Origin of the sequence: Rahnella perminowiae, from assembly GCF_019049695.1 — a bacterium.
In the GTDB taxonomy this organism is placed as follows: Bacteria; Pseudomonadota; Gammaproteobacteria; order Enterobacterales; family Enterobacteriaceae; genus Rahnella; species Rahnella perminowiae.
This window is the reverse complement of the sequence record NZ_JAFMOT010000172.1, coordinates 74,612-93,681: the sequence shown is the minus strand read 5'-3', so window position 1 is coordinate 93,681 and position 19,070 is coordinate 74,612. Positions and strand designations below refer to the sequence as shown.

Sequence of the window (19,070 nt, the reverse complement as noted above, 5' to 3'; positions counted from 1 at the left end):
CGTCGCTTCTGTGCCTGACTCATTCCTTCCCGTCAGGTTTATTGTGCTGCGTCCGCTTTTTTAGTGAACATCGGTTCGGCTTCAGCGGTTTTCTCCTGCGTCAGTAACTGCTTCTCATAAACTTTGAAGAACGGGTAATAAATCACCATCGACAGCGCCATCAGTAGTATGACCAGTATTGATACTTTGAAATCCCAGCCCATTGCCCATGCCGCACCCACCGGTGCCGGCGATGTCCACGGAACCAGTGAAATCATGTGCGGAAGAATATCCGTCGAAACGGCAAAATAGGCGATAACAGCATTGACCATCGGTGCCAGCAGGAAAGGGATGAAAAATACCGGGTTCATGACGATAGGCGTGCCAAAAATCACCGGCTCATTGATATTGAAACAACTTGGCACCAGGCTGAGTTTCCCCATCGTACGCAGATGTGCTGATTTACTTCGGCAGAATAACAGCACCAGCCCCATCGTCGCTCCTGAACCGCCAATAACGATCAGGAAATTCCAGAAGGCCTCGGTCATGATGTGTGTCATGGGTAAACCGGCAGCGAGATCAGTCTGATTCAGACCGAGATTGGTTAACCAAAAAGCTTGCAACATACCGGAAACAATGGCCGAGCCATGGATGCCCGCAAACCACAGCAGGTGGCAAATCAGCACGGCGAGAAGTACTGCAGGCAGTGAGTCTGCGGCAGAAATCAGCGGTTCAAACAGGGCCATAATCGCCTGTGGCAACAACATATCAAACCCTGACTGTACCAGTAAGCTCAGCGGGAAAAGCGTAATCACCACGGCAACAATCGGGATCAGCAAATCAAACGAATGCTTAATGTTTGAAGGCACCTGTTCGGGTAAACGGATACCAATATTGTATTTTTTCAGTAACCGCGTCAGTTCGGTGACATAAATTGCCACCAGAATGGCGGTAAAGATCCCCACGCCGCCCAGCGCTGCCGTCGACATCTTTTCATCAATCTGCGGTGCTGCGACCAGCAGGAAAGACATCAGCGCCAGCATTGCGGTCATGAACGGATCGAGTTTATAACTTCTCGCCAGATTGTAGGCGATCGATGCCGAGATATAGATGGACATGATACCCATCGTCATATTGAACGGCGTCAGGATCTGCACTTCATATTTTGCCGAGAGCGCCAGCCAGTTTCTGGCAAAGCCCCAGGACGATTCAGGCGAGAACGGCGGGTGAACAAAAACCAGTAAAAACGAACCCACAATCATAAAGGGCATTGCTGAAATAAAGCCATCCCGTACCGCCATGACATGTCGCTGTGAAGACAGTCGTGCGGCAAAGGGGCTGATTTTTTGTTCTATAAAGGTAAAGAGGGATTGACTGATACTCATGATGATTTGACCTTATGTTGAGGACATCAGACAGGGTTGCCTTAATAATCATCAGTGTAGTGGCGGGGTGTGGAACCGGTTACCTGCTTTGCCCCACTCTGTGAAGGTTATCAAATAACCTGAGCGGAAAGCTGTTTTGAAGACGCAATGGGGAAAAGGGAAGAGAATATGTTGAAAACAAAACATCATTATTAATAATGATTTGATGAAGTGTGAATGAGCGAGAAGAGAGATCAGGCGTTAGTGTAACGGACTCTTTCTGGCAGCCAGCGCTCAATCAGGGCCTGGGCATGGTCAGGGAATTGCTGCTGCAGATAACGTGCAATGCGCTGTACATCCGGGATCATCGCCTGATCACGTAATAAGTCAGCGACTTTAAACTCGGCACTGCCCGTCTGACGCGTGCCCAATAGTTCACCTGGCCCGCGGATTTCTAAATCCTGCTGAGCAATAACGAAGCCGTCGTTGCTGTCGCGTAAAACCTGCAAACGTTTCTGTGCTGTTTTGCTGAGCGGCGTTTTATAGAGCAGAACACAGTGAGAAGCCACGGCACCACGACCCACGCGCCCGCGTAACTGGTGTAACTGGGCCAGCCCTAAACGCTCCGGGTTTTCGATAATCATCAGGCTGGCGTTCGGGACGTCAACGCCGACTTCAATGACAGTCGTTGCCACCAGAAGTTGTACTTCACCTTGTTTGAAGGCCTGCATGACGGACTGCTTTTCCAGGGCTTTCATGCGACCGTGAACCAGTCCGATATTCAGAGCCGGGAGTGCCTCCTTCAGGCCTTCCCATGTGGCTTCTGCGGCCTGCGCTTCCAGCATCTCCGACTCTTCAATCAGTGTACACACCCAATAAGCCTGACGATTTTCCTGCTCGCAGGCACTTTTGACGCGGCTGATAATGTCGCTGCGTCGTGTGTCCGGAATGGCGACAGTAGTCACCGGCGTGCGCCCTGGCGGCAGTTCGTCGATGACTGACGTATCCAGATCAGCGTAAGCGGTCATTGCCAGTGTGCGTGGGATCGGCGTGGCGGTCATGATCAGCTGATGCGGGTGGAAGCCCTGTTGCAAACCTTTTTCCCACAACGCCAGACGCTGATGCACACCGAAACGGTGTTGTTCATCGATAATGACCAGCGACAGTGACGAGAACAAAACCTGTTCCTGAAAGATAGCGTGCGTCCCCACCACCATCGAAACCTGTCCGCTGGCGATCGCATCCTGTTGCGCCTGCCGTGCTTTACCCTTTTGTTTACCCGCCAGCCAGCCGACCTGAATACCCAGCGGTTCAAACCACTGACGGAAATTATTCGCATGCTGTTCGGCCAGCAATTCTGTCGGTGCCATTAATCCGACCTGTTGCCCCTGAGCAATAGCGCAAAGTGCGGCAAGGGCGGCCACCAGCGTTTTACCTGAGCCCACGTCGCCTTGCACCAGACGCATCATGGGATAACTTTTGGCCAGGTCCTGTTCAATTTCCGCCACAACCCGTTGCTGCGCACCGGTGGGGCTGAAAGGAAGAGAGGCAAGGAACTGATTTTTCAGGCGATCGTCATGACGCAGCGGCAGAGCTTTATAACTCTGAGTACCGGCACGGACGGCCAGCATACTGAGATTATGTGCCAGCAATTCTTCCATAATCAGTCGGCGTTGAGCAGGATGATGACCTTTCTCAAGATCGGCAAGCTGGATATCTGGCGGCGGGCGATGCAGTAAATGCAGGGCCTGAGGAAGGGGGATCAGCGAACGGCTCAGTTCCTCTGGTAACAGTTCGGCAATAGGTACTGTGTCGAGCAGTTCAAGTGCCTGATCCGTCAGTTTACGCAATGTCGCCTGGCGGATACCTTCTGTTGTCGGATAAACCGGCGTCAGTGATTCCTGCAGAACGACTTCGCTGTTTTCACCCTGAATACGGTATTCCGGGTGAATGATTTCAGCGCCGATCGTGCCGCGTTTGATTTCACCATAAGCGGTAACACGACGCCCTGCAGCCAGACTGTTTTTCATTGCGGCGTTAAAGTTGAAGAAGCGTAACGTCGCCATGCCTGTGCCGTCACTTATCTGACAGGTCAGCATTCTGCGGCGACCAAAACTGATATCGCTGCGCAGGACTTCGCCTTCTATTGTCGCGAAAATGCCGGGTTGTAAATCATTGATGGTGTAAAGGCGGGTACGATCTTCATAGCGTAAAGGAAGATGAAACAGTAAATCCTGAATAGTTTCAAGGCCGAGTTTGGCGAGTTTGTCTGCCTGGCTGGCTCCGACGCCGGAAAGCGACGTCAGTGGGATAGCGTCGAGCAGGCGGCCTTTCATCTTTTCTTAACCGTCATTTGCATCGCAGACCACCATTCATCATCGGCAATGATTTGCCCGCGATCGTCAATGAAAGGGCGGGGCAGTTTCTTCCGCTTTGCCACATTCGACAGGACCGGATAGCCGCCTTCAAACAGCAGTCGCTGCTGTTCTTTCTCGTTCAACAGGCTGTTGTCGCGACGATACATACCGGCATTTTCGCGCTGGCGCTGCGCTTCATACAGGATTAACGCTGAGGCGACAGAAACGTTCAAAGATTGCACCATACCGATCATCGGAATGATGATATCGCTGTCTGCCAGCGCTAATGCTTCAGGTGTGATACCGGTTTTTTCCTGACCGAGCAAAATACAGGTCGGGCGGGTGTAATCAATCGCGCGGAAGTCGACGGCTTTCTCTGACAAGTTTGTTGCCAGGATTTGCATGCCCTTCGCTTTCATTTTGGCGACGGCATCCTGAATATTTTTGTGCGTTTTGACCTGAACCCAGCTGTTGCTACCCGCCGCCGAAGAGACCAGTGTCTTCATTCGGGTGGTGGGCCAGACAGCATGAATTTCGTGAACGCCGACGGCGTCTGCCGTGCGGATGACGGCAGAAACGTTATGCGGTTTATGCACCTGCTCCATGCAAACCGTCAGGTCTGGCTGTCGGGCTGTAAGCATTTCGCGGATGCGCGCATAACGTTCTGGGGTCATAACAATCAGTTTCGGTTGCGGGTAACTTTAATGACGTCCGGCATAATACGAATTTTACGCATGATATTCGCCAGATGAACGCGATCGCGGGTCGTCAGGCGGATAAAGGCGCTGTAGACGCGACCGTCTTTTTCTTCGGTGCTCAGACTCTGAATGTTCGACTGCGCGGCATTTATCGCGGCGGTCAGGTTCGCCAGTGCGCCCTGATGATTGAACATATCGACTTTTATTTCAGCGATAAATTCCTGATCAGTTTCCTGGTGGTCATCCCAGTCAACGGCCATGAATTTCTCAGGTTCTTTCTGATAACCGCGAATATTACGGCAGGATTCATGGTGGATCACCAGCCCTTTACCTGGACTGACGTGCGCAATAATCGGGTCGCCCGGGATCGGACGGCAGCATTTCGCGAACGTGATCAGCACGCCATCTGCGCCTTTAATCGGCAGATTACGGGTCCCTGACGATGCCATTGAAGACTGGTCACCCATCAGGTTTTTGGCCACCACAACGCTCATGGCATTGCCGAGGCCGATTTCTGCCAGCAGGTCATCCATCGCCGGGAGCTTCATACGATCCAGCTCGTTTTTAATGTTTTCCGGCGGAATATCTGACAGTTTTTTACCCGCACCCAGCGCATGATTGAGCAGGCGACGCCCCAGTGAAACGGAGTCATCACGTTTCAGGTTTTTAAGCATCTGGCGGATTTTGGCGCGCGCACGTGAGCTCACGACAAAGTTCAGCCAGGCGGCATTCGGGCGGGCACCCGGTGCGGTAATAATTTCGATAGTTTGTCCGCTGGTCAGCGGCTGCGAGAGCGGGTAAGGCTGGCGATCAACGCGCGCGCCAACGCAGGCATGGCCGATATCGGTATGCACGGCGTAAGCAAAGTCGACCGGTGTCGCACCCGCAGGCAATTCGACAATACGACCTTCCGGCGTAAAGACGTAAATCTCGTCCGGGAACAGATCTGATTTTACGCTCTCGATAAATTCAAAGGAGTTGCCCGCACTTTGTTGCAGTTCAAGCAGACTCTGTAACCAACGTTGAGCGCGGATCTGCGCCGTAGTGCTGGTTTCACTGTTCTCTTTATAAGCCCAGTGCGCCGCAACCCCCATCTCCGCCATCTGATCCATATCTTCAGTACGGATCTGCACTTCAACCGGCACACCATGCGGGCCGATTAGCGAAGTATGCAAAGATTGATAGCCGTTGGCTTTGGGGATGGCGATGTAATCTTTAACCCGACCCGGACGCGGTTTGTACAGACTATGCGCCTGCCCTAACACGCGATAACAGGTATCGAGTTCTTTAACGATCACCCGGAAGGCGTAGATATCCATAATGGAATGGAAACGCTGTTCCTTCAGGTGCATTTTACAATAGATAGAATACAGGTGTTTTTCGCGACCACTGACACGACACTGAATACCGGCTTCGGTTAAACGGCCTTCAATCTCCGAGAGGATTTTTTGGATCATCTCTTTACGGTTACCCCGCGCGGCTTTCACCACTTCTTTGATGACGCGATAACGGTTTGGATAGAGGGCTTCGAAGCCCAGCTCTTCGAGCTCGGTTTTCAGGTGGTGGATACCCAACCGGTGTGCCAGCGGGCTGTAAATTTCCAGCGTTTCGCGGGCAATACGGCGACGTTTGTCCGGACGCAAAGAGCCCAGCGTGCGCATGTTATGGGTACGGTCAGCGAGTTTGATCAAGATGACGCGAATGTCTTGCACCATCGCCATGACCATTTTGCGGAAGTTTTCCGCCTGTGCTTCTTTCTTATCGCGGAATTTCAGCTTGTCTAACTTTGAAACGCCTTCAACCAGTTCAGCAACGCTTTTGCCAAACAGTTGTTCCATATCCTGGTAAGTTGCAGGCGTGTCTTCGATAACGTCGTGTAATAACGCCGCCATCAAAGTCTCATGATCGAGCCTCATTTCAGCCAAAATACATGCCACGGCTACCGGGTGAGTAATATACGGCTCACCGCTGGAACGTGTTTGCCCCTCGTGCGCGTCCCGCGCCACGAGGTAAGCCTGCACGAGGCGCTTAATTTGCTCCTCCGGCAGGTATTTTTGAATCAGTTGATTCAGGCTTTCAAAGATATACAAGTGGGATCCGTTTCGTTAATTAACGACGGCCTTCAGCGATGGCAGTCACTGCCTGAATCTCTGCGGCTTCCTGCTCTTGTTGCTCCTGACGGTCACGAACGTCGAGGATCTGATTGGTGATCAGGCCTTCTTCGATTTCGCGCAGGGCAATGACAGTGAATTTATCGTTTTCTTCAGCAACCAGTGGATCTTTACCACCAGATTGCAGCTGGCGTGCGCGACGTGCAGCCACCAACACCAGGTCAAAACGGTTACCAATTTTTTCAACAGCGTCTTGAACAGTTACGCGTGCCATATATGTGCTACTCCACAGGGTGACGAAAGACTGGGCATAATACTGAAAGTGTCTTCAGTCTGCCAATAGTTTGGTGATTAATCCGTCATGACGGAGCCGCTGACGGCTCAGACGCAGACGTTCAGCGCGAATAATGGTTTTTAAATCCGATAAAGCCAGATCAAAATCATCATTCACAATTAAATAGTCGTATTCGGCAAAGTGGGTCATTTCAGCCACGGCTTGTGCCATACGTTTTGCGATAACTTCCTCGCTGTCTTGCCCGCGGCCACGCAAGCGTCGGTCTAGCTCATCTTTCGATGGCGGCAAGACAAAAATACTGCGTGCCTGCGGCATTTTTTTCCGGATTTGCTGCGCGCCCTGCCAGTCGATATCCAGAAAAACATCCACACCCGACGCTAAAACCTGCTCGATGGTTTCACGCGACGTCCCGTAATAATTACCGAAAACTTCTGCATGTTCTAAAAAGGCATCACGTTCAATCATCTCGCGAAACGCTGCTTTGTCGACAAAGAAGTAATGCTCGCCATGTTTCTCGCCCGGACGTATAGCACGGGTGGTATGAGAAATAGAAACCTGTGTGTCGTAGAGCGGTTGTGTTTTAAGTAAAGCCTGAATCAGACTTGATTTACCTGCTCCACTCGGGGCGGAGACAATATACAGCGTGCCTTGAACCATAATGACGTTTCAACTGAATGGGTTGATAGGAAGTATGCGAAGAGTGATCTCCCGCACAGTATACACGCTCGCCGCATTCGGTGCAGCGTCCAGACGTATTTCATCGCAACTTTGCCGCAGAAAATAGCCTTTCCTGAGAGATTTACGTGCTGCATTCCACATTTTCTTTTCGTTGCAGCAACAGATGAAATAATCAGGAAGGCATCTCGCAATAAGGGGTTATGCCACTGGCAGGAAAAATCACACCGGCGTTTACTGGTCTCCACAAGGAGGTGCTAATGCGCCAGTTTATTTATCTTATCTGCCTGCTCACTTTTGTTTTCTCTGCTTCAGGTCAGGATACGCTGTCGCCGGAATGTCCCGGCTGGCCATCAGAACGTCTGACACAGGAAACCCGTCACCTCACCGCTCAGTTGACCCAATGGGATGCCGCCTATCATCAGTCTGGCAGCAGCCCGATTGAAGATTCGGTCTATGATCATTTGCGTCAAAAACAACAATTCTGGTTGCAGTGCGCCAGCCAACCGGTACCTGAGCTGACAATGCCAGCCAGTGATGATGCAGAATATGTGCATCCGGTGGCCCATACCGGCCTGCATAAAATGAAAGATAAACACGCGGTCGCAAACTGGATGCAGGGACGAAAGAATCTGTGGGTACAGCCCAAAATCGATGGCGTTGCAGTATCGCTGATTTACCGTTACGGGAAACTGGCCGCACTGGTAAGTCGCGGCGATGGCGAGAAAGGGCAAAACTGGACGGCAAAAGCTGCGTCAATTCCGGCGATCCCGCTCAACATTCCGGACATGAGCCCTGAGTTGGTATTGCAGGGCGAGCTTTATCTGAAGATGAACGGTCATCATCAAAATGTTGATGGCGGGATGAATGCAAGATCAAAAGTCGCAGGTGCAATGATGCGTACCTCTGCTTCTGACCTGCTGAAGCAAACGGGTATTTTTATCTGGTCATGGCCGGACGGTCCGGTGCTTATGGCTGATCACCTGGAGAAACTCAGACAGTTCGGTTTTCCGGTTGTGGCTCAGTTCACGCTGGCGGTGAGCTCTGTCGAAGACGTCGAAAAATGGCGTGAAGACTGGTTTCACCAACCCCTGCCTTTTGCGACAGATGGCGTGGTCGTTCGTCAGCAAGAAGAACCTGCGGGGAAATATTGGCAAAGTAAGCCTGCAATCTGGGCGGTCGCCTGGAAATATCCGCCCGCCAGACAGCTCACCGATGTCACGGGCATCAGCACCACGACAGGACGAAACGGGAAAGTCACCGTTATCCTCAACCTGAAACCCCTGCGGCTGGACGATAAGTTAGTCAGTAAGGTGAGTTTGGGATCGGTCAGCCGGTTCCGGCAATGGGATGTTCTTCCCGGTGATCAGGTCGCAATCGCGCTGGCCGGACAGGGGATCCCACGACTTGATGAAGTGACATGGCGGGTAAATGAGCGTACGGAGATGCCTTTGCCTGATCCAACGCGCTATAACGCACTTTCCTGCTTTACACCTGAACCGGACTGCATACAACAATTTCTCTCACGCCTGATCTGGCTCAGCGGGCCGGAAGCGTTGGATATGGCAGGGTTTGGCGGGGCCACATGGCAAAAGTTACTGGATGCTTCCCTGGTGGATACTTTGCTCAGTTGGTTAAGCCTTAACGAAAAAGAGCTGGCTGCGGTTCCGGGTATCAGTGTTAAACAGGCGCAAAAACTGATGGCGCAGATCCAACTTGCGCGTGAAAAGAGCTTCCGCCGCTGGCTGTCAGCAATAGGATTTCCTTCTTTTGCACTGGGATTTGCAGAACAGCAGCAAAGCTGGAACAGGTTGACACAGCTGACCTCTCACGACTGGGAGATGACTGAGGGGATCGGGGCCAAACGGGCCGCTCAGGTTTTTGACTTTATACATCATCCGGACGTTGAGGTTTTGGCCAATGCTTTGAAGCAGGCGCAATTGCCTGCATTCCGCTAGCGGGCTACACGGCGGCGCATTAATGGTCCGAATGCGGGTAATTAAAGACAGGCAATCCAAGGCGAAAACGCAGGGCGATAAGACGTGCGGTAAAGCCGATCAGCAGTGTAATGATAACGACCAGATTGTGGGGCAATGAGAAATATTGCAGCCCGATATAAACCCAGGCGGAAGCAAACGACACGCCGGCATAAATTTCTTTCTGAAACACCAGCGGGATCTGATTGCACATCATGTCCCGCAGCACACCGCCAAAAACACCGGTAATGACTGCACAAACGGAAGCAATGATAGCGCCATGTCCCATATCGAGGGCCACCTGTGTCCCGATAATGGAAAATACCACCAGCCCCAGGGCATCAAGCACTAAAAAAAGCTTTCTCAGATGTTGCATGAGAGGAGCCAGCCAGGTGGTCATGAGCGCTGCAACAGCCACAATCACGATGTACTCCGGATGCTTCACCCATCCCAATGGATAATGGCCTAACAGCATGTCGCGGACAGAGCCGCCACCAATGGCCGTCGCTGCCGCAATAATAATGACACCAAAGGAGTCCATTTTCCGACGTCCGGCAGCCAGGGCACCGGTCATGGCTTCTGCGGTGATCCCAATAATATAAAGAACGGTGAGTAACATGGATGTTCGCCAGACAAATCAGTAAATGGGAAAACAGTAGCCGCGTAGAGTAAGGAGTTCCTCATTGATGCTCGACTGAATTTTTCTTTTGCATTGGTTTTAGGATTATTAAATCTAATGTGAATAGACTTTTAATCCGCCAGAGTAAAAGGATAAAGAAGAATGCCGGGTTATTTTAGATTAGAAAAACAGGGATTGCTTGCCTGTTTTGACCCTGCTTTAACATTTATCCATGCCCCCGATTTCTTCTCAGCAGTGAATTTTCTCCTTTTATAGGTTACGATTAATTAAAATCGTCACTCATTGACGCATTGCTTAATTGTTAAATCTGCTCCGGAGGAGTGTATGAAGCCCGATATTCCGGTTGCGTTAACACAGCGTGGACCTGCCGAGCATGAACGTCGTGAACAAATTATAAATGCGGCCTTTGAGCTCTTTCGTCTTTATGGTTATGCCAAAACATCAGTGGCTGATCTTGCCAAATCCATCGGTGTTTCAAGCGCTTACATTTATAAATTTTTTGAATCGAAACAGGCCATTGGCGAAGCTATTTGCTCGCAGCGGGTGGGTCAGATAGATGAGGCACTCATGGTTATTGCGCAAAGTAACCAAAGTGCGACCCTGCGCCTGAGATCTATTTTTAAAACGCTGCTGACGCGTAGTCTGGATCTCTTCTTCCAGGACAGGAAATTGCATGATCTGGCTGCAACAGCTTCGGCTCAGCAATGGAAATCGACATTAAATCATCGTGCTATGATTTACAGCATTGTTGAAAAAGTGGTTACCGATGGCCGGGAGTCCGGTGAGTTTGAGCGTAAAACGCCACTGGATGAGGTTTGTATGGCGATCACCACGGTGACAACGCCATTTTCGCATCCGTTATTGCTGGAACAAAAAACACCTGAACAATTGGAAGAGCGTGTTCAGGCGATCACCAGCCTGGTCCTGCGAAGTCTGGCAAAGTAGACGCAACAAAATTTTGGGTTACGGGTTTACAAAAACGTAATTCGTCACATACTGTCAGCCGTTATTATCAAGAAACCCGTTTCTGGCCGGTTCATATATCGCCTGCGGAAACTTACGTCTTATACAGACAGAGAGGAATGTTTATGACTCATCGTCGAGTGGTTATTACCGGCATGGGGGCTGTGAGTCCTCTGGGCTGTGATATCGAAACTATCTGGAAGCGTCTGCTGGCCGGTCAGTCTGGTATCCGTGTTTTGCCGGAAGAAATTGTAGAAACACTGACCGTGAAAATTGGTGGTCAGGTACAAACTAAAGAACAGGATCCTGAGTCTGGTTTCGATCCGGATCAGTTCGTGGTACCAAAAGACCAGAAAAAAATGGACCGTTTCATCCTGTTTGCGATGGCTGCTGCCGATATGGCCGTTGCTGACGCGGGCTGGAAAGCCGAAACACCGGAACAACAGGAACGTACTGCAACCGTCATCGGTTCGGGTATCGGTGGCTTCCCGGCGATTGCCCATGCCGTGCGTACCAACGACAGCCGTGGCGCTAAGCGTTTGTCGCCTTTTACGATACCGTCGTTCCTGGTGAATCTGGCGTCTGGTCAGGTTTCCATTAAACATCAGTTTAAAGGCCCGATTGGCGCGCCGGTAACGGCTTGTGCGGCAGGTGTTCAGGCGATTGGTGATGCGGTGCGTTTGATTCGCAATGACGAAGCCGATGTTGCACTGTGTGGCGGCGCGGAAGCGGCTATCGATACTGTGAGCCTGGGCGGTTTTGCGGCGGCGAAAGCCATGTCTACCGGCCATGAAGATCATCCGGAAAAAGCTTCCCGTCCGTTCGACAGCGCACGTGATGGCTTTGTTATGGGCGAAGGCGCGGGCATGCTGGTGATTGAAGAACTGGAGCATGCGAAAGCACGTGGCGCCAGAATTCTGGCTGAGATTGTCGGTTACGGTACCAGCGGTGACGCCTACCACATGACGTCCGGTGCGGAAGATGGCAACGGTGCGGGCCGCGCGATGAAAATCGCGCTGCGCCAGGCAGGTATTCAGCCTTCAGACGTGCAGCATCTGAATGCTCACGCAACTTCTACGCCGGTGGGCGATCTGGGTGAAATCAATGCGATTAAAACCCTGTTCGGCACTGACGGTAAACTGGCTGTCACGTCTACCAAATCTGCAACCGGGCATCTGTTGGGGGCGGCTGGCGGGCTGGAAACCATTTTCACCATTCTGGCCGTACGCGACCAAATTGTTCCTCCGACGCTGAATCTGGAAAACAAAGACGAAGCGGCTGCGGGGTTGAATATTGTAGGTAATATCGCGCAGAAACATGATATTACGTACGCGCTGTCAAACGGCTTCGGTTTCGGTGGCGTGAACGCCTGCGTACTGCTGAAACGCTGGGAAGACTAATTTCCTTTTTCGCTGACGCATAAAAAAACGCCTCGGACTTTAATGACCTGAGGCGTTTTTTATTAAGCAGGGCAGAGGATTTACTCGATATTCTGAATCTGCTCGCGCATTTGTTCGATCAATACTTTCAGCTCGATAGCTGACGTTGTGACATCGGCATTGATGGATTTAGACGCCAGCGTGTTTGATTCGCGGTTAAATTCCTGCATCATGAAATCAAGACGGCGGCCCACGGCTTCTTCTTTCTTCATGATTTTGTGTGTTTCTTTGACGTGCGCTTCCAGCCGGTCCAGCTCTTCAGCCACATCGATACGCTGTGCCATCAGAACCAGTTCCTGTTCCAGACGGGTATTTTCCAGCTGGACCTGTGCATCTTCCAGTTTGCTGACCAGACGCTCGCGCTGCCATTGCAGAATATTTGGCATCTGGGCGCGGACTTTCACCACTTCTGCGCTCACGCCGTCGAGACGCTGTTCGATCATCGTTTTCAGTGCTGCACCTTCGCTTTCGCGCGCGCTGATGAAATCATCCAGTGCGGTTTCCAGCGCCAGCAGCAGTTCGGTGCTTATAGCGTCCAGATCCTGTTCTTCGGCCAGCATAACGCCCGGCCAGCGCAGGACTTCCAGCGGATTAATTTCGCCTTCATCACTTTGCATTTTCACCCATTGCGCCGCTTCAACCAGCTGTTTCGCCAGCTTTTCATTAAGCTGTAACGTGCTTTGTGCGCCAGGGTCGAGATCAAAACGCAAATTACATTCGACTTTACCACGGGTCAGCCGGGCGCGAATACGCTCACGGACAACCGGCTCCAGGCTGCGGAATTGCTCGGGCAGACGGATGTAGGTTTCGAGATAACGTTGGTTTACGGAGCGGAGTTCCCACGCTGCGCTGCCCCAGTCACCCTTAATTTCGCGTCGGGCATAAGCGGTCATACTACGGATCATGTATGCGTACCTGTTAATGTAAAGATGAAGCGATTATAGCCCCCGCGAGCGGGTCATGATAGGCATTACCTCGCGAAGTCCGTATAATGCGCAGCCAAACATGATTCGCGACCCGGAGAAGTATCCATGCGTCCAGCAGGCCGAAATGCACAACAAGTGCGCCCCGTAACACTGACCCGCCATTACACTAAACACGCTGAAGGTTCCGTGCTGGTGGAGTTTGGTGATACCAAAGTGCTGTGTACCGCGACGGTGGAGGAAGGTGTTCCGCGTTTTCTGAAAGGTCAGGGACAAGGTTGGATCACCGCAGAGTATGGCATGTTGCCACGTTCTACCCACACCCGTAATGCCCGTGAAGCCGCAAAAGGCAAGCAGGGCGGCCGTACTCTGGAAATCCAGCGTTTGATTGCCCGTTCCCTGCGCGCAGCCGTCGATCTGAAAAAGCTGGGTGAATTCACCATTACGCTCGATTGTGATGTGTTACAGGCGGATGGTGGCACGCGCACTGCGTCCATTTCCGGTGCTTGTGTTGCGCTGGCCGATGCGCTGAATGCGCTGGTAGCTGCCGGTAAACTGAAAGCGAACCCGATGAAGGGTATGGTTGCTGCAGTTTCTGTCGGTATCGTGAAAGGCGAAGCACTGTGTGATCTCGAATATGTTGAAGACTCAGCGGCAGAAACCGATATGAATGTCGTGATGATGGAAGATGGCCGCATGATTGAGGTGCAGGGCACCGCAGAAGGTGAGCCGTTCAGCCACGAAGAGTTACTCGGCTTACTTGCTCTTGCACGAGAGGGCATCGACACTATCTTCCAGGCGCAGAAAGCGGCGCTGGCGGAATAATTTTTTAAGGCGACTGAGAAGTCGCCTTTTTTATGGCCTGCGGGCTGACAATGAGAAACAAGACGTTATCGAGGAGACCATCAATGAAAGCCTATCAGCGCCAGTTTATTGAGTTCGCACTGAACAAACAGGTTTTGAAATTCGGCGAATTTACCCTGAAGTCCGGGCGCATCAGTCCTTACTTCTTCAATGCCGGTTTATTTAATACTGGCCGTGATCTGGCGTTACTGGGACGTTTTTATGCCGAAGCATTGATGGATTCCAATATTGATTTCGATTTAGTGTTTGGTCCGGCTTATAAAGGTATTCCCATCGCGACGACCACTGCCGTTGCTCTGGCTGAGCATCATGAGCGCGATGTGCCATATTGCTTTAACCGCAAAGAAGCCAAAGATCATGGTGAAGGTGGCTTGCTGGTCGGCAGCCCGTTACAGGGCCGTGTCATGCTGGTCGACGATGTGATTACTGCCGGTACCGCTATCCGTGAATCAATGGAAATCATCAGTGCGAACAAAGCCACTCTGGCAGGCGTATTGATTTCTCTTGATCGTCAGGAACGCGGACGTGCGGATATCTCTGCTATTCAGGAAGTTGAGCGTGATTACCATTGCAAAGTAATTTCAATTATTACGCTGGCTGACCTGATTGAGTACCTGGAAGAGAAAGCGGAAATGGCTGATCATCTGGCGGCTGTCCGGGCTTACCAGCAGGAATATGGCGTTTAATGTAGTCACTATCCTATGAGTAAAACAAAAGGGCCTTTCGGCCCTTTTTGATATTGATGTTTGCCTCTGCCGGGCAGGTTTTATTGCAACTGAGCAGAGATCAGTGGCCAGCGGGTATCGAAATCCTGCGTCGGTTTGTACTTAAACTCAGAGCGTACAAAACGCGACAGCATCCCTTCGCAAAATGCCAGTAACTGGCTGGCGAGCAGAGTTTCATCGCTGATGAATCCGCTGCCTTCACGCATTTTCTTTTCCCGAAGCACCTGACGCAGTTGCGCTTCAATTCGCTCAAAAAGCTGATTGATGCGGCCTTGCAGGCGATCTTGTTCAAACATCAGGGCATGACCGGTCATAATTCGGGTCAGTCCCGGATTACGTTCGGCGAAGCCCAAAATCAGCAGCAAAATCAGACGTATTCTGTTTAACGTATCTTTCTCATCCTGCAGAATGAGGTTGATACGGGTGATCAGACTGTCTTCGATAAACTCGATTAAGCTGTCAAACATGCGTGTTTTACTGGGAAAATGACGGTAAAGCGCTGCTTCTGAAACACCTACACTGGCGGCGAGTTTTGCAGTCGTGATCCTCTGGCTGCCATCGCTGGACTGAAGCATTTGCGCCAGGGCCTGCAAAATCTCTTCGCGCCTGTTCCTTTTTGTCGTTTCTTTCTCTGCCATGTCTGAATAGACCCTTGCTAAAAAACGGCTAAAATCATGGAGAAACCGCACAACTGCCGCATGAATCACTGTGATCCTGCGGCTTATTTCGTTCCCTATGTGTTGTTACGGTCTGATAGTGATAAGGATCTGTTCAATATCGCGTCAAAATCAGCGGTGCTGAACAGGTTCTTATTGGCGACCTGAATGGCCAAAACCACCTTCGCCGCGTTCACTGGCGTCAAAATCTTCCACCAGATTGAATTCAGCCTGAACGACAGGCACAAACACCATCTGAGCAATACGCTCGCCTGGTTCGATAACAAATGTTGTCTGACCGCGGTTCCACACCGACACCATCAGCTGGCCCTGATAATCAGAGTCGATAAGACCGACAAGGTTACCCAAAACGACACCGTGTTTATGCCCCAGGCCGGAGCGAGGTAAAATAACCGCCGCCAGATTAGCATCACCAATGTGAATAGCCAGACCGGTTGGCAGCAGTGTGGTTTCACCCGGTTTCAGCTCTACTGAAGCATCCAGACAGGCGCGCAAATCCAGACCCGCAGACCCGGGTGTCGCGTAAGCCGGTAAAGGGAAAGTCGAACCGATGCGCGGGTCGAGAATTTTAATGTCGATTTTTTTCATCATAACGGCTGACAATCTCTTCTAATAATCGTTGACCAAGCAGGGACTTATCGCTGAGCGGTAAGATTTTATCCCCGTCCTGCCAAAAAAGATGCAAAGCATTGGAATCGCTGTTGAAACCTTGCCCGGCACGTGAAACATCGTTGGCGCAAATCAGGTCCAGATTCTTACGGATCCTTTTTTGCCGCGCGTATTCTTCCACATTCTGGGTTTCAGCGGCAAACCCCACGACGTAAGGTCGGTTCTCTTTCATCGCTGCAACACCGGCAACGATATCAGGGTTTTTAATCATTTTTACCGTGATTTCATCGCCTTGCTTTTTGATCTTCTCATCAGCAATACGCTCTGCGCGATAATCTGCCACGGCCGCGCAGGAAATGAAAATATGCTGAGATGCCGCCGAAAGCTGCACGGCTTGTTGCATTTCCAGCGCACTTTCCACATCAACACGGCGGACATTCGCGGGCGTCGGTTGTGTTACCGGCCCGGCGATCAGTGTCACTTTGGCACCCCGTTCAGCGGCGGCTCTGGCAATCGCAAAACCCATTTTGCCGGAGCTGTGATTGCTGATGAAGCGGACAGGGTCCAGAGGCTCGCGGGTCGGGCCTGCGGTCACCATAATGTTCAGGTGCGCCAGATCGTTGCGTGAAGAAAAATGCGTATTCGCCATATCAACAATCACCAGCGGATCCAGCATACGTCCAGGCCCCACATCACCGCAGGCCTGACTGCCGCTGTCCGGACCCCACATCAATGTGCCCCGTGCTGCCAGGCTTTGCAGGTTTTCTTGTGTGACGGCCGCACGATACATTTGCTGGTTCATCGCAGGCAGTACTGCGACCGGTGCCGCAGTCGCCAGACATACCGTTGTCAGCAGATCATTTGCCAGGCCGGCATTCATGCGAGCCAGCAAATCCGCAGTGGCGGGGGCAATAATGACTAAATCTGCCCATTTCCCTAACTCGATATGTCCCATTGCCGCTTCGGCCGCCGGATCAAGCAGGTCGTCAGAAACCGGATAGCCGGAAACCGCCTGCAGGCTCAGCGGCGTCACGAAAGATTTCGCCGCTTCTGTCATGACGACGCGGACTTCAGCGCCTCTTTCACGTAAGCGACGTACCAGTTCTGGTGCTTTATAGGCAGCGATACCACCGCTGATACCGAGCACAATATGTTTGCCGGAAAGTCCCGTCATCATCATTGTCCGATTAGTTGAAAGCTGAAAGAAGCGACATTTTAGCATAACGGGGAATGATGACAGCTATTGGCGATACTACGAAAGTTGAGGAATAAAAATTCTGCGTAACATCTCGCAAGCTGACGCACCGGACCTCACGACGGGGAGAATGTTGTGCCACAATCGCCGCGAAAAGGAGTCAGGATGACGAAACAGCAAGACCCGTGGCCGGGAGAGATGCCACCGCGCGAAAAATTATTGCAACAGGGAGCGAAAGAGCTGACGGATCAGGAGTTGCTGGCGATCTATTTGCGCACGGGATGCAAGGGATTGCATGTCATGGAGCTGGCAAAAAATCTGCTGGATGAATTTGGTTCATTACCTAAATTACTGAAGGCCGATTTTGACACCATGGCACGCACAAAAGGAATGGGAGTGGCCAAGTTTTCACAGCTGGTAGCCGTATCCGAATTATCCCGCCGCGCCTACTTGCGCCATCTGAGTGCTGAAAATGCGATGCTCAGCCCCGCAGTCATCCGCGAATATTTGCAGAATTTACTCGTTTTTCGGGAAAGAGAGGTGTTTCTGGTACTTTTTCTCGACAACCAGCATCGCGTTATTCGCCATGAGGAGATGTTTGCTGGTACTATTGGGCACGTAGAAGTGTATCCCCGCGAAATTGTTCGTGGTGCGATGAAGGTTAATGCGGCAGCCCTAATTCTGGCGCATAATCACCCATCTGGTCGGGCTGAGCCCAGCCTGATGGATAGAAAAGTGACTGAACAGATTATTCGTGCGTGCCAGCTGCTGGAAATTCGTGTCCTTGACCATTTGGTTGTAGGCCACGGAGAAACGGTATCTTTTGCCGAACGCGGCTGGATTTAGCGTCGTTTTTTGAAGATCCTTAGGGATCTTTAGCTGTTCGGGACTTGAGCACTTACGCTACAGAGCGTATACTACGCCACCTTTGAGAATCTTGGGTTTGGCGTTAAGAGCCTATCTCAGCAGGTTTCTGACCTGATGAATTGGTTTTTTACCCGACGACAGTGAGTCGGTTCTCAGTGGAGTTTGCTGAGATGGGCTCTAAAAGCCTGACGAGGCGGCCATACCCTATACGAAGCTCGAGCTGATTTGATTTTTGGAGAATAGACATGTCCCGAGTCTGCCAAGTTACTGGCAAGCGCCCGGTGAGCGGTAACAACCGTTCCCACGCAATGAACGCGACCAAACGCCGTTTTCTGCCGAACCTGCACTCCCACCGTTTTTGGGTTGAGGCTGAGAAGCGCTTTGTAACTCTGCGTGTATCTGCTAAAGGTATGCGTGTTATTGATAAGAAGGGTATTGAGACGGTCTTGGCCGATCTGCGTGCCCGCGGTGAGAAGTATTAAGGAACTGCATCATGGCTAAAGGTGTTCGCGAGAAGATCAAGCTGGTTTCTTCTGCTGGTACTGGTCACTTCTATACCACTACGAAGAACAAGCGTACTAAGCCGGAAAAATTGGAACTGAAGAAATTCGATCCAGTTGTCCGTCAACACGTGATCTACAAAGAAGCTAAAATTAAATAATTTTAGTGGATTGCTAAAACCCGGCTCCGGCCGGGTTTTTTATTGCCTGAAT

The 19,070-nt window shown here is 51.4% G+C and carries 19 protein-coding genes; 8 read left to right on the top strand and 11 right to left on the bottom strand.

Translation table 11 applies throughout. The features are described 5' to 3' along the window. Positions 1–38 precede the first annotated feature (38 nt). From J1781_RS10610 to gmk, 6 genes are all read right to left on the bottom strand, one after another. Positions 39–1,364, bottom strand: a complete 1,326-nt coding sequence (locus tag J1781_RS10610; RefSeq protein ID WP_217233515.1) for a PTS sugar transporter subunit IIC — start codon at positions 1,362–1,364, stop codon at positions 39–41. A gap of 233 nt (positions 1,365–1,597) precedes the next feature. Continuing rightward, positions 1,598–3,679, bottom strand: coding sequence for an ATP-dependent DNA helicase RecG (gene recG, locus J1781_RS10605; protein ID WP_217219259.1), 2,082 nt, complete (start codon positions 3,677–3,679; stop codon positions 1,598–1,600). Continuing rightward, positions 3,676–4,374, bottom strand: coding sequence for a tRNA (guanosine(18)-2'-O)-methyltransferase TrmH (gene trmH, locus J1781_RS10600; protein ID WP_129955260.1), 699 nt, complete (start codon positions 4,372–4,374; stop codon positions 3,676–3,678). The genes recG and trmH overlap by 4 nt, the downstream gene beginning before the upstream one ends. Before the next feature lie 5 nt (positions 4,375–4,379). Beyond that, positions 4,380–6,488, bottom strand: coding sequence for a bifunctional GTP diphosphokinase/guanosine-3',5'-bis pyrophosphate 3'-pyrophosphohydrolase (spoT, locus tag J1781_RS10595; RefSeq protein ID WP_129955261.1), 2,109 nt, complete (start codon positions 6,486–6,488; stop codon positions 4,380–4,382). Positions 6,489–6,507: 19 nt separating this feature from the next. Further along, entirely contained in the window at positions 6,508–6,783 is a 276-nt protein-coding gene (rpoZ, locus tag J1781_RS10590) for a DNA-directed RNA polymerase subunit omega (protein ID WP_015699238.1), read from the bottom strand. Positions 6,784–6,837: 54 nt separating this feature from the next. Next, complete coding sequence (gmk, locus tag J1781_RS10585; protein ID WP_217219258.1) at positions 6,838–7,461, bottom strand: guanylate kinase; 624 nt, start codon at positions 7,459–7,461, stop codon at positions 6,838–6,840. A 278-nt stretch (positions 7,462–7,739) separates the two neighbouring features. Between gmk and ligB the strand changes: the two genes are divergently transcribed. Beyond that, positions 7,740–9,437, top strand: coding sequence for an NAD-dependent DNA ligase LigB (gene ligB / locus J1781_RS10580; RefSeq protein WP_217233514.1), 1,698 nt, complete (start codon positions 7,740–7,742; stop codon positions 9,435–9,437). A 19-nt stretch (positions 9,438–9,456) separates the two neighbouring features. Here ligB and J1781_RS10575 read toward each other — a convergent pair whose 3' ends face one another. Next, positions 9,457–10,074, bottom strand: a complete 618-nt coding sequence (locus J1781_RS10575; RefSeq protein WP_129955264.1) for a trimeric intracellular cation channel family protein — start codon at positions 10,072–10,074, stop codon at positions 9,457–9,459. A 345-nt stretch (positions 10,075–10,419) separates the two neighbouring features. Here J1781_RS10575 and J1781_RS10570 point away from each other — a divergent pair, with 345 nt between their 5' ends. Both J1781_RS10570 and fabF read left to right on the top strand, forming a co-directional pair. Next, positions 10,420–11,040 carry a TetR/AcrR family transcriptional regulator gene (locus J1781_RS10570; protein WP_129955265.1) on the top strand — a complete coding sequence of 207 codons (621 nt, stop codon included), beginning with the start codon at positions 10,420–10,422 and terminating at the stop codon, positions 11,038–11,040. Positions 11,041–11,183: 143 nt separating this feature from the next. After that, positions 11,184–12,458, top strand: coding sequence for a beta-ketoacyl-ACP synthase II (fabF, locus tag J1781_RS10565; protein ID WP_129955266.1), 1,275 nt, complete (start codon positions 11,184–11,186; stop codon positions 12,456–12,458). An 80-nt stretch (positions 12,459–12,538) separates the two neighbouring features. Here the strand turns inward: fabF and J1781_RS10560 are convergent, their stop codons facing one another. Then, positions 12,539–13,402 (bottom strand): YicC/YloC family endoribonuclease, encoded by an 864-nt coding sequence (locus J1781_RS10560; RefSeq protein ID WP_015699232.1) that lies wholly within the window; start codon positions 13,400–13,402, stop codon positions 12,539–12,541. Between the two features lie 126 nt (positions 13,403–13,528). Between J1781_RS10560 and rph the strand changes: the two genes are divergently transcribed. Next, on the top strand, positions 13,529–14,245 hold the full coding sequence (rph, locus tag J1781_RS10555; RefSeq protein ID WP_129992194.1) for a ribonuclease PH: 717 nt from the start codon (positions 13,529–13,531) through the stop codon (positions 14,243–14,245). Between the two features lie 83 nt (positions 14,246–14,328). Further along, entirely contained in the window at positions 14,329–14,970 is a 642-nt protein-coding gene (gene pyrE, locus J1781_RS10550) for an orotate phosphoribosyltransferase (protein WP_129955268.1), read from the top strand. 80 nt (positions 14,971–15,050) lie between these two features. Here pyrE and slmA read toward each other — a convergent pair whose 3' ends face one another. From slmA to coaBC, 3 genes are all read right to left on the bottom strand, one after another. Beyond that, positions 15,051–15,647, bottom strand: coding sequence for a nucleoid occlusion factor SlmA (gene slmA, locus J1781_RS10545; protein ID WP_013577628.1), 597 nt, complete (start codon positions 15,645–15,647; stop codon positions 15,051–15,053). Between the two features lie 171 nt (positions 15,648–15,818). Beyond that, positions 15,819–16,277, bottom strand: coding sequence for a dUTP diphosphatase (gene dut, locus J1781_RS10540; protein WP_013577627.1), 459 nt, complete (start codon positions 16,275–16,277; stop codon positions 15,819–15,821). Continuing rightward, positions 16,255–17,472, bottom strand: coding sequence for a bifunctional phosphopantothenoylcysteine decarboxylase/phosphopantothenate--cysteine ligase CoaBC (gene coaBC, locus J1781_RS10535; RefSeq protein WP_217157268.1), 1,218 nt, complete (start codon positions 17,470–17,472; stop codon positions 16,255–16,257). Before coaBC ends, dut begins: the two co-directional genes overlap by 23 nt. A 183-nt stretch (positions 17,473–17,655) precedes the next feature. Between coaBC and radC the strand changes: the two genes are divergently transcribed. From radC to rpmG, 3 genes are all read left to right on the top strand, one after another. After that, the gene (gene radC / locus J1781_RS10530; protein ID WP_129992192.1) at positions 17,656–18,336 is read left to right on the top strand and encodes a RadC family protein; all 681 of its coding nucleotides are present in this window, start codon (positions 17,656–17,658) and stop codon (positions 18,334–18,336) included. Positions 18,337–18,602: 266 nt separating this feature from the next. Further along, positions 18,603–18,839, top strand: a complete 237-nt coding sequence (gene rpmB / locus J1781_RS10525) for a 50S ribosomal protein L28 (RefSeq protein ID WP_004931195.1) — start codon at positions 18,603–18,605, stop codon at positions 18,837–18,839. Positions 18,840–18,850: 11 nt separating this feature from the next. After that, the gene (rpmG, locus tag J1781_RS10520) at positions 18,851–19,018 is read left to right on the top strand and encodes a 50S ribosomal protein L33 (RefSeq protein ID WP_004392084.1); all 168 of its coding nucleotides are present in this window, start codon (positions 18,851–18,853) and stop codon (positions 19,016–19,018) included. Positions 19,019–19,070: the final 52 nt, after the last annotated feature.